The organism is Enterobacter cloacae complex sp. IR5384 (assembly GCF_049237265.1).
Classification (GTDB): domain Bacteria; phylum Pseudomonadota; class Gammaproteobacteria; order Enterobacterales; family Enterobacteriaceae; genus Enterobacter; species Enterobacter cloacae.
In genome coordinates this window covers 1-9,556 of record NZ_JBMKHJ010000062.1, presented here as the reverse complement: position 1 = coordinate 9,556, position 9,556 = coordinate 1, and the positions used below count along the sequence as shown (strand labels likewise).

The following is a 9,556-nucleotide window of genomic DNA, read 5'->3' as shown; positions in this document are numbered from 1 at the left end:
GAGGCCGAAGGCCGGAGGCGTTAGCGGCCGCTGCCCGCGTAAGCGGGGCGAGACGGGAACCGGCTCGATGCGCAGCACAGCAGAGCGGCCCCGAAGGGGTAACGCCCTGTGTGGCATCAGGATTTAGCACAATGTCAGAACATAAACTGGAGAGATCACCGGCAAGCAGCTGCAAAGGGGCGGCACAGCCGCCCCGATGGCTGTTACTTGTCTTTGTCGCGTAGCACTTTGATTAGGCCGGTTACGGCCGTAATCAGAGCGGCCAGCGAGGTGATGATTTGCGGTAGGTTTTCGAGGATGGTAGAGGTCATATAGCACCTGTAGAGAAGTTGGCGGGGTGTCGTTTCCGACGGCCGCACTGTAACCGGGCGAATAAGGCAGGTTGTCAACAGCTTGAGCGAAGCGTCTGTTGACAACCTGCCGCGCCCGGTTTCACTGCGGTCATAGGCGGAACGACCCACGCCAACGGAACGGCTTTATGACCGGGCAGCTGAGATACCGGCGAACCTGGCTGGCGGCTGACGCCAGCCGCCAAGCGCCAGCGCGGAGGGCGAAGCCCGGAGGCCAAGCGGAGCGCGGAGGCCGAAGGCCGGAGGCGTTAGCGGCCGCTGCCCGCGTAAGCGGGGCGAGACGGGAACCGGCTCGATGCGCAGCACAGCAGAGCGGCCCCGAAGGGGTAACGCCCGGAGTCTGCCGCTGTTTATCTCTCGTTCCATCTGAAATCGGCGGTAAGGCCATTAAAAGGGTCAGTTTATCAGGGGGGCGTTAGCCCCCCATGTTGTTAATCATCAGGCAATATCGTCTTTGTAGCAGGCATAACCGAAGCTAAGCTCTGTTTTCATATAGTGGCGGGCAAAGTCCCAGGCATCGTGGCCGAAGTCCTCATAATCTGCCAGGACGATTTCGCGGGCTTTGTGCCATTGCTGTACGGAAGAAAGCGGCAGAACAGGGCAGGGAAGCGACCAGTCAGTGACGGTGTTGCAGATCATATCTGCCAGACGCTCCAGGGAGCCGTAAACCAGCTCTGTGCGCAGATCCGCCACCATGCGTTGTTTACGCAGTGATGCCAGATAATCAATCTCTTTGGTTATATCAGAATTTAAGCGGGTCTGGTAATCCATGATGTACTCCTTTGCGCGCCGATACCGGCAATTTTGCGGGCGACGGTGTTGCCTCCCGATGATTTAATTATCGGTGATTATGTCCTCAAAGTCAATATAAGTACTGAATGTGCATACAAAATTTTATATCTTGCAAAGCGTTCATAGAGTGCCTGAATCGCTTTCTGACAGCCTCAATAAAAAAGGCGGGGATTACCCGCCTTTTTTCTTACAGCTGCTTACGTGGCTTTTTACGCGTCATATACAACGGTATCGCGCAGTCTACCGCGTACAAAAAGCACGCCAGCGCGCCGCAACCGTACAGAAACGCAAGCGGCTTATTATCGAAGTAGCTGAAAACCCCTGTCGCCGCACACAGGCCCAGAACAGAGACGCAGGCGCAGGTGATCTGCACCAGATCCCTGTATCCCGCACGAACGATAAACCAGGGCAGGGCAAGCGCAGCGGCGCTAAAAATTAATGCGAGAGGGACAAAAACGAGATAGTGATACATGTGAACTCCTTGATGGTTGCCGATACCGGCGATTGTTCGGGCGGCGGTATTGCCACCCGATGATTTAATTAGAGGTTTTGCGCGTCCAGGAGATTGACCTGAGCCGGGGTAACGTGAAACTTTTCCCCTTTATGGATCACGTTATGCGGGGCGCTAATTTCATCACTGATAAAGCTAACCGGGTAACGTTTTTTACCGCAAATCCGCTCGCTAAACCACGCCACTTTTGCCGCTGGCCGATCCACTGGATGAACAATCACACCGGCCATGCTGCAACCCGTTGCGGGTTCGTCCAGCGTAATGCTTACCGGGACTGTATCCCGGTAAAAAAACTTAACCGGCGGCACACCTGCCTGCGTAGCGGCTGCGACAACTGCAAGCCCGATAACCGCTATCCGATTAATAAGCATTTTATTCCCCTTACTCATGCTGATATCACCTTGCCAGCTGTTACCAGTTTACGAAATTCGCTTTCATGAATTTCACGCCCATGCTCAAGCGTTGAATACACGTTGCCGATAAGCCAGTTACCAGCCGTTTTTGTCTCGGTATACCACCATGCTTCTGTCAGAGTAAGCAGCGGTTCGCTATCCTCGCCCTTCTCATAGATCCAGATTTTAGTGACGTCTTTACCCGTTTCGTTGCTGCCCTGAATGGTAGGGTCAAAGGTATGTTCAATCTCTATATCGAAGTAACGCTGAAGGAAGTTAGTAAAGTGCATGACGACTCCTGTAAGCGCCGATACCGGCAATTTTTCGGGTGGCGGTGTTGCCTCCCGATGATTTAATTATCGGTGATTACGCCTTTAAAGTCAATACAAGTACGGAATTTATTTACATGTTTTTATGCCCGTCAGGGCATGGAAGGCGACCGCGCCGGACTCCACCGGACACCGGCCGCAAATCGCCGGAAACTGCGGGACTGACCGGAGCAACAGGCCAACCCCCCTTCCTGCTAAGCCATAACCCAGCCCGCCGCCACGCAGCTGCCGCACGTCCCCCACGGGGGTGCGCAGTGGGCGCCGCGCGCCTGCGCGCGGGTACGGCGGCCCGCCTGCGGGTCGCGGCGCCGTACTGCGAGTTAGCGGCCGCCGCGCGGCCGGTTACGGGGGACACCGCACCGTCACGGCCAGCGCCCCACTGAGCTGCACAATCCACGGATAATGCAGGAGACGAATCATGATAGGAGGCTGAAGGGGAAATGAGCGGCAGCAGGGGAAGGGGTTGCCAAGCGGAGCGCGGAGGCCGCAGGCCGGAGGCGTCAGTGGCAGCTGCCCGCGTGAGCGGGGCGAGACGCGTAGCGGCTCGATGCGCAGCACAGCAGAACGGCCCCGGAGGGGTGACGTCCGGGGGTTCGCTTTTAAAGATTTTCGACCACATCAGTAAATCGTAGTGACACCATGAAGCAAAAGTATCGTGCAGACCAGAATCAACAACAGTAACAGCAGACCTTTTTTTCGACGTAATAAAACCGGCCCCAAAGCGCCCGCAAGAAGCACACTCAACACGATTTCCGTTATGCTAATCGTATTCATAATCTCTCACGTTTCCCTTTTTAGAACTCTGCCACACACGGATAAAACCTTATAACAAAGCAACAAAACCCGTTATTCAGACACGGTAATGCCTAGTTTTTTTGCCAGAATTTCAGATGACAAAGAAACCCTTATCGACTTCCCGGTTACAAGGTGAATGATTGTGGCTTCATGCCCTTCAACAGAGTGGGATATTAACTCACGCTGAATGATATGCGTCTCTCCATCATTTCCCGTCACGGCTATTAGGCTCTCTGTAGAACAGGGGTTGATACTACTAATGTTGGTGTTGTTTTCGGTTTTGTTCAGCATCGCTGATCCTCAAATATCGGTTTGTGTTACGTCTGCCGCTTTGCGCTGGATAAGCGACTTAAAGAAATCCGACGCCTTCAGAATATCGCTATCCTGGAAGTCGGGAAATGTCGCTTCTGTCAGCTCCTGCGCCGTACCTGCCCGTATAACGGTTTCATCGCGGATCATCGTTCGCTTAACGCCATCAGCCTGTTTTTTGCTGAAGGAGTGCCGGAAAATAATCGCGTATTGGCCGCCGCTATCCTGATGAACAGAAGTATCCCAGCGATGATTACCCTGTTTACGATAGTGGTGATAGATTTGCTGGCCGTAGCGCTCCTGATCGGAATTACGGTAATCGAACATTAACAGTTCCAAAAGCATTAACCGATCTGGCAATTGCCAGGCGGTAGGGTGTTGAAGTGTCGCTAACATAGTTTCCCCTGAGCGTGACAGTCACGATAAGGCGGGCTTTGCCCGCCTGGTTATCAGTTAATCAATGGCACGATAAATACGATTCTGGCTTTCGTTCTCCAGCGTATTAACGTACTCCCGCAACAGGTGATACCGGTTAGCCATCGTTTCGTTCAGTTCGGCTTTGCCTTCTTCATATGCCAGCCCGCAAAAGTAACTGTAGGCATACAGACAAACAATAATCCCTACTTCGCGCGCGCTGCATTCACCTTCAAAATAGTTAGGTAACGAGAGCCAAAGAGGTTGGGGCGCTTCCATAAAAAACGCGCCATTGCTGGCCTGAAGGTATTCCCAATACCCTCCCTGGTAGTCTTTAGCGTAACGATTCAGAAAGGACTGAATGAAGTGATCTGCGCTGAAGAAAGCGCCACGAAATGCCGCAGGCATGAAGTTCATGCGGGCGTTTTCAGAAATGTAGCGGGCGGTGATTTCGATAGTTTCCATGATACTTCCTCTTTAAGCCGATACCGGCGATGGTTAAGCGGCAGGCACATCACCTGCCACTTTTTAATTATCGTACAATGGGGCGTTAAAGTCAATACAAGTACGGATTATATTTACCTAATTTTATGCCCGTCAGAGCATGGAAGGCGACCTCGCCGGACTCCACCGGACACCGGGGGCAAATCGCCGGAAACTGCGGGACTGACCGGAGCGACAGGCCACCCCCCTCCCTGCTAGCCCGCCGCCACGCGGCCGGTTACAGGGGACACTGAGAAAGCAGAAAGCCAACAAACACTATATATAGCGTTCGTTGGCAGCTGAAGCAGCACTACATATAGTAGAGTACCTGTAAAACTTGCCAACCTGACCATAACAGCGATACTGTATAAGTAAACAGTGATTTGGAAGATCGCTATGAAGGTCGATATTTTTGAAAGCTCCGGCGCCAGCCGGGTACACAGCATCCCTTTTTATCTGCAAAGAATTTCTGCGGGGTTCCCCAGCCCGGCCCAGGGCTATGAAAAGCAGGAGTTAAACCTGCATGAGTATTGTGTTCGTCACCCTTCAGCAACTTACTTCCTGCGGGTTTCTGGCTCGTCAATGGAAGATGGCCGCATCCATGATGGTGACGTACTGGTTGTGGATCGCTCGCTGACGGCCAGCCACGGCTCAATCGTAGTCGCCTGCATCCATAATGAATTTACCGTGAAGCGGCTACTGCTGAGGCCCAGACCCTGCCTGATGCCGATGAACAAAGATTTTCCTGTGTACTACATTGACCCGGATAATGAGAGCGTTGAAATCTGGGGAGTGGTTACGCATTCCCTTATCGAGCATCCGGTATGTTTGCGCTGATTGATGTCAATGGCATGTACGCCAGCTGTGAGCAGGCATTTAGGCCAGATCTGGCAAACCGAGCAGTGGCCGTTTTATCCAACAATGACGGCAACATTGTGGCCCGTAATTACCTGGCGAAGAAAGCGGGCCTGAAAATGGGCGATCCGTACTTCAAAGTCAGACCCATAATCGAGCGTCATAACATCGCTATTTTTAGCTCTAATTACACTCTCTATGCCTCCATGTCGGCCCGGTTCGCGGCCGTAGTTGAGTCCCTTGCAAGCCACGTCGAACAGTATTCAATCGACGAGCTTTTTGTTGACTGCAAAGGGATAACGGCCGCCATGAGCCTTGACGCTTTCGGGCGCCAACTGCGCGAGGAAGTCAGGCGACACACAACGCTGGTATGCGGGGTCGGTATTGCCCGTACTAAGACGCTGGCGAAGCTGTGTAACCACGCTGCAAAAACATGGCCCGCTACTGGCGGGGTGGTTGCTCTGGACGATGGCGCCAGACTGAAGAAATTAATGAGCATCCTGCCGGTTGCGGAAGTCTGGGGCGTCGGCCATCGTACAGAGAAAGCACTCGCCACAATGGGGATCAAAACGGTGCTGGATTTAGCCAGGGCAGATACGCGCCTAATCCGTAAGACGTTTGGTGTTGTGCTTGAAAGAACGGTACGGGAGCTACGCGGCGAGGCTTGCTTCAGCCTGGAAGAAAACCCTCCGGCGAAGCAGCAGATTGTTGTATCGCGCTCATTCGGCCAACGCGTAGTAGCCCTGGCGGATATGCAGCAGGCGATCACCGGATTTGCAGCGCGCGCAGCTGAAAAACTGCGTAATGAGCGGCAATACTGCCGCGTCATAAGCGTCTTTATCCGCACCAGTCCTTATTCAGTGCGTGATACACAGTATGCCAATCAGGCAACCGAAAAACTGACGGTGGCAACCCAGGACAGCCGCACGATAATTCAGGCGGCACAAGCCGCGCTGGCGCGGATCTGGCGGGAAGATATTGCGTATGCAAAAGCAGGGATCATGCTGGCCGATTTCAGCGGAAAGGAGGCCCAGCTGGATTTATTCGACTCTGCTACGCCTTCAGCTGGCAGCGAGGCGTTAATGGCTGTTCTCGATGGCATAAACCGGCGTGGCAAGAGCCAGCTGTTTTTTGCAGGCCAGGGCATCGATAACTCCTTTGCCATGCGCCGTCAGATGTTGTCACCTGATTACACGACAGACTGGCGCTCGATACCAACAGCAACCATCAAATAATTACCGGCGCCGCACGCGGGCCGGTCAACCCCTCAACCGGCCGAAACGAGTTTCGGCGCGGTTTCGCGGTTTTCGGTAAAAGGCGTTTCATCTGTATAAAAGATCAGCTAAATTATGTGTATTGCACAATACATATATGTGAGGTTAACAGTGAATTTGCCTACGCCCGAAACCTACGATGAACTTCAGAGAGCCTACGATTTTTTTAATGAGAAGCTATTCAGCAACGAGCTGCCGCCATGCCTGATAACGTTGCAGCGTGAGAAGCGAACGTATGGCTATTGTTCCTTTAAGCGTTTCGTCGGCCGTGAGAGTGGGTACACGGTAGACGAGATCGCTATGAATCCGGTGTATTTCTCGATCAGAACCATAAAGGCCACGCTTTCAACACTGGTGCATGAGATGGTTCATCAGTGGCAATTCCATTTTGGCGAGCCTGGCCGCCGTGGCTATCACAACAAACAGTGGGCGGCCCGGATGGAACGGGTAGGACTAATGCCTTCTGATACCGGCGAACCGGGAGGCAGGAAAGTGGGCCAGAGCATGACCCATTATATTATTGCCGGTGGCCCTTTCGATATGGCCTGTGATGAACTGCTGACAGGCCATTTCCGGCTTTCCTGGATGGACAGGTTTCCGCCTTACCAGCCTAAGCCTGGCGCTGTGCTAAGCCCTACAGGAAAAGGCTATATTGACGACGAGGAAGATGATAGCGAACACGAACAGGAGGTGGAGGAAGGGCGCGACCCGGTTGAACTCGACGACGAGATCATAGAGGCCATGCGATTTGTAACCCCGCCGCCTGAAGCGCCGGTGAACAAAACAAACCGGGAAAAGTACAGCTGCCCGGTGTGTCATATCAATCTCTGGGGTAAACCGGGGATAGTGGTTTACTGTGGTGGCGAGCACTGTAATAAAGCCGCGTTAGTAGTCTTAAAATAAAGTCCTTTCGGACTTTATTTTTTTTCCATTTCCGAGGTCGTGATGTTATTAATGCTGTACTTCGCGGCTTCTTTTAAAACAGTTTCAGCAAGGCTTGCTGGTATCCAGACCTGAACTAATTTTAATGGTTCGCCGTTCTCGGCTTTAAGAGTGGTGTTCTGGTACAAATCCCAGATTCGCTTAACGGTGCTGGAAATGTTTTGCTTGGAACGGCCTACTCGCGTGGCTACGTCTGATGATTTCTCACCTTTGACAAGCACGGAATAGCCAATATCTGTTGTGATGTGTGCAAAGGAAGCCATTTGCGGCAGCAGCTGTTTCCATTCTGTTTCTGAAATTCTGTTTTTCTGAGCCATCTGTGGCGCCTCCGTAGTTTTGGTTACAGAAAGGATATACTCAGAATAAACTGGGGTCAATACAAGTACGATTTTTATAAACTTTATTTTATTTGAGGGTGAGGCCCGGTGCGGCAGCAGCGCGGGCCTCGATGGTGCCGCGAAGGTGCTGGCGCCATGCTTGGATTAAAACATGAACCGTGAAGAACTGCGAAACTTGTTTTCGCGGTTCTGAGGGGTTGACCGAGCCGCGAAGCGGCGCTGGTAAGCGATGATATGCACATATCCACAGGCATATTTTTAAAAGGTATTTTATAGATTTTTTATCTTTTTAAAGTCTTTTAGAGCTATATAACTCATTGATTTAAAATCATAAATAAGTGTTATCTCTGGGAATCCGCCCACCTTGTTATGGGAATTGGCCCACCTATCTATGGGAAACACCCCACCTTACTATGGGAATTAGCCCACCTTGTTATGGGAATTGGCCCACCTTAGACGAAACTGTAAAAAATGTATTTACTTGTTTGAACTTTGTGGTAGTGTGGAGAGTAATTTTTAACCCACAAAGGCAAGGCTCATGGATAAGTTGCTGAACAAAAAGATAAAAGTTAAGCAGTCTAACGAGCTTACCGAAGCTGCTTACTACCTCTCGCTAAAAGCAAAGCGCGTTCTCTGGTTATGTCTTATGCAGACGTATTTCACAGCTTCAGTAAGCGAAGATGATGATGAGATGGCTGTACTCGGTGACTCTACTTTCAAAGTAAAGGTGGCTGACTATGAGCAAATTTTTCAGGTAAGCCGTAACCAGGCTATCAAGGATGTTAAAGAAGGCGTGTTTGAGTTAAGCCGTTCTGCGGTAATCTTTTACCCGAAAGAAGGAAGTTTTGACTGCGTCGCGCGCCCCTGGCTAACAGAGGCTGGCAGCCGATCAGCTCGTGGTATCTGGGAAATCGAATTTAACCATAAACTCCTGCGGTACATTTACGGCCTGACGAACCAGTTCACCACCTACTCGCTCCGCGATTGTGGCAGTCTTCGAAATCCACGGACGATCCGCCTTTATGAAAGTCTTGCTCAATTCAAATCTTCAGGCTTATGGGTTACTACTCATGCTTGGTTAAATGACCGTTTCCTTTTGCCGGAATCCCAACAGAAGAACTTGGCAGAGTTGAAACGATCTTTCCTTGATCCTGCACTCAAGCAGATAAATGAGAAAACACCTTTACTTGCTAAGTATAGTATTGATGATTCAGGAAAATTTCTGTTCTCAATAATTGATAAGCAAAATCCCGTCTGACATAAATCAGCACACATGAGCCTGTCATTTGACAAATTTTTGTCATGAAGATGGGCGAATTTCCACACAGCACCGGCGCCCGGCAAGGTGGGCGGATTCCCACACGGCACCGGCGCCCGGCAAGGTGGGCGGATTCCCACACGGCACCGGCGCCCGGCAAGGTGGGCGGATTCCCACACGGCTCCGGCGCCCGGCAAGGTGGGCGGATTCCCACACGGCACCGGCGCCCGGCAAGGTGGGCGGATTCCCACACGGCTCCGGCGCCCGGAAAGGGTGGGCGGATTTCCACACAGCACCGGCGCCCGGCAAGGTGGGCGGATTCCCACACGGCACCGGCGCCCGGCAAGGTGGGCGGATTCCCACACGGCTCCGGCGCCCGGAAAGGGTGGGCGGATTTCCACACAGCACCGGCGCCCGGCAAGGTGGGCGGATTCCCACACGGCACCGGCGCCCGGCAAGGTGGGCGGATTCCCACACGGCTCCGGCGCCCGGAAAGGGTGGGCGGATTTCCACA

12 protein-coding genes are annotated in these 9,556 nt (G+C 52.5%); 4 read left to right on the top strand and 8 right to left on the bottom strand.

Annotated elements, in window-relative coordinates; genetic code table 11:
* Positions 1-788 precede the first annotated feature (788 nt).
* From ACOTX3_RS25190 to ardB, 7 genes are all read right to left on the bottom strand, one after another.
* Positions 789-1,121, bottom strand: a complete 333-nt coding sequence (locus tag ACOTX3_RS25190) for a hypothetical protein (protein WP_012561126.1) — start codon at positions 1,119-1,121, stop codon at positions 789-791.
* 208 nt (positions 1,122-1,329) lie between these two features.
* Entirely contained in the window at positions 1,330-1,614 is a 285-nt protein-coding gene (gene ccgC / locus ACOTX3_RS25185; protein ID WP_001750002.1) for a protein CcgC, read from the bottom strand.
* 68 nt (positions 1,615-1,682) lie between these two features.
* A complete protein-coding gene (locus ACOTX3_RS25180) occupies positions 1,683-2,024 on the bottom strand; it encodes a hypothetical protein (protein WP_015344948.1) in 342 nt (113 codons plus the stop codon).
* 14 nt (positions 2,025-2,038) lie between these two features.
* Positions 2,039-2,335, bottom strand: coding sequence for a protein CcgD (gene ccgD / locus ACOTX3_RS25175; protein WP_000545925.1), 297 nt, complete (start codon positions 2,333-2,335; stop codon positions 2,039-2,041).
* 885 nt (positions 2,336-3,220) lie between these two features.
* Positions 3,221-3,460 (bottom strand): hypothetical protein, encoded by a 240-nt coding sequence (locus ACOTX3_RS25170; protein WP_000932975.1) that lies wholly within the window; start codon positions 3,458-3,460, stop codon positions 3,221-3,223.
* Between the two features lie 9 nt (positions 3,461-3,469).
* Positions 3,470-3,874: an antirestriction protein ArdAB regulator ArdR gene (gene ardR, locus ACOTX3_RS25165; protein ID WP_000881513.1), complete on the bottom strand. Its 405-nt coding sequence runs from the start codon at positions 3,872-3,874 to the stop codon at positions 3,470-3,472.
* 57 nt (positions 3,875-3,931) lie between these two features.
* The gene (ardB, locus tag ACOTX3_RS25160) at positions 3,932-4,357 is read right to left on the bottom strand and encodes an antirestriction protein ArdB (protein WP_000447669.1); all 426 of its coding nucleotides are present in this window, start codon (positions 4,355-4,357) and stop codon (positions 3,932-3,934) included.
* Positions 4,358-4,771: 414 nt separating this feature from the next.
* On the opposite strand from ardB, the gene mucA reads away from it, so the two are divergent.
* The 3 genes from mucA to ACOTX3_RS25145 all read left to right on the top strand — a co-directional run bounded on the left by mucA (position 4,772) and on the right by ACOTX3_RS25145 (position 7,407).
* Positions 4,772-5,212, top strand: a complete 441-nt coding sequence (gene mucA / locus ACOTX3_RS25155) for a translesion error-prone DNA polymerase V autoproteolytic subunit MucA (RefSeq protein WP_000861760.1) — start codon at positions 4,772-4,774, stop codon at positions 5,210-5,212.
* The gene (gene mucB, locus ACOTX3_RS25150) at positions 5,200-6,465 is read left to right on the top strand and encodes a translesion error-prone DNA polymerase V subunit MucB (protein WP_001749980.1); all 1,266 of its coding nucleotides are present in this window, start codon (positions 5,200-5,202) and stop codon (positions 6,463-6,465) included. Before mucA ends, mucB begins: the two co-directional genes overlap by 13 nt.
* 150 nt (positions 6,466-6,615) lie before the next feature.
* Positions 6,616-7,407: a SprT-like domain-containing protein gene (locus ACOTX3_RS25145; protein WP_001452808.1), complete on the top strand. Its 792-nt coding sequence runs from the start codon at positions 6,616-6,618 to the stop codon at positions 7,405-7,407.
* A gap of 14 nt (positions 7,408-7,421) precedes the next feature.
* On the opposite strand, the gene ardK is transcribed toward ACOTX3_RS25145, so the two are convergent.
* On the bottom strand, positions 7,422-7,763 hold the full coding sequence (gene ardK, locus ACOTX3_RS25140) for an antirestriction protein ArdAB regulator ArdK (RefSeq protein WP_000057569.1): 342 nt from the start codon (positions 7,761-7,763) through the stop codon (positions 7,422-7,424).
* A 559-nt stretch (positions 7,764-8,322) separates the two neighbouring features.
* On the opposite strand from ardK, the gene ACOTX3_RS25135 reads away from it, so the two are divergent.
* On the top strand, positions 8,323-9,042 hold the full coding sequence (locus tag ACOTX3_RS25135; protein ID WP_001749982.1) for a replication initiation protein: 720 nt from the start codon (positions 8,323-8,325) through the stop codon (positions 9,040-9,042).
* Positions 9,043-9,556: the final 514 nt, after the last annotated feature.

Excerpts from the sequence above, each read along its gene's own strand:
- ACOTX3_RS25190 (WP_012561126.1), bottom strand. The coding sequence starts at position 1,121 with ATGGATTACCAGACCCGCTTAAATTCTGATATAACCAAAGAGATTGAT.
- ccgC (WP_001750002.1), bottom strand. The coding sequence starts at position 1,614 with ATGTATCACTATCTCGTTTTTGTCCCTCTCGCATTAATTTTTAGCGCC.
- ACOTX3_RS25180 (WP_015344948.1), bottom strand. The coding sequence starts at position 2,024 with ATGCTTATTAATCGGATAGCGGTTATCGGGCTTGCAGTTGTCGCAGCC.
- ccgD (WP_000545925.1), bottom strand. The coding sequence starts at position 2,335 with ATGCACTTTACTAACTTCCTTCAGCGTTACTTCGATATAGAGATTGAA.
- ACOTX3_RS25170 (WP_000932975.1), bottom strand. The coding sequence starts at position 3,460 with ATGCTGAACAAAACCGAAAACAACACCAACATTAGTAGTATCAACCCC.
- ardR (WP_000881513.1), bottom strand. The coding sequence starts at position 3,874 with ATGTTAGCGACACTTCAACACCCTACCGCCTGGCAATTGCCAGATCGG.
- ardB (WP_000447669.1), bottom strand. The coding sequence starts at position 4,357 with ATGGAAACTATCGAAATCACCGCCCGCTACATTTCTGAAAACGCCCGC.
- mucA (WP_000861760.1), top strand. The coding sequence starts at position 4,772 with ATGAAGGTCGATATTTTTGAAAGCTCCGGCGCCAGCCGGGTACACAGC.
- mucB (WP_001749980.1), top strand. The coding sequence starts at position 5,200 with ATGTTTGCGCTGATTGATGTCAATGGCATGTACGCCAGCTGTGAGCAG.
- ardK (WP_000057569.1), bottom strand. The coding sequence starts at position 7,763 with ATGGCTCAGAAAAACAGAATTTCAGAAACAGAATGGAAACAGCTGCTG.
- ACOTX3_RS25135 (WP_001749982.1), top strand. The coding sequence starts at position 8,323 with ATGGATAAGTTGCTGAACAAAAAGATAAAAGTTAAGCAGTCTAACGAG.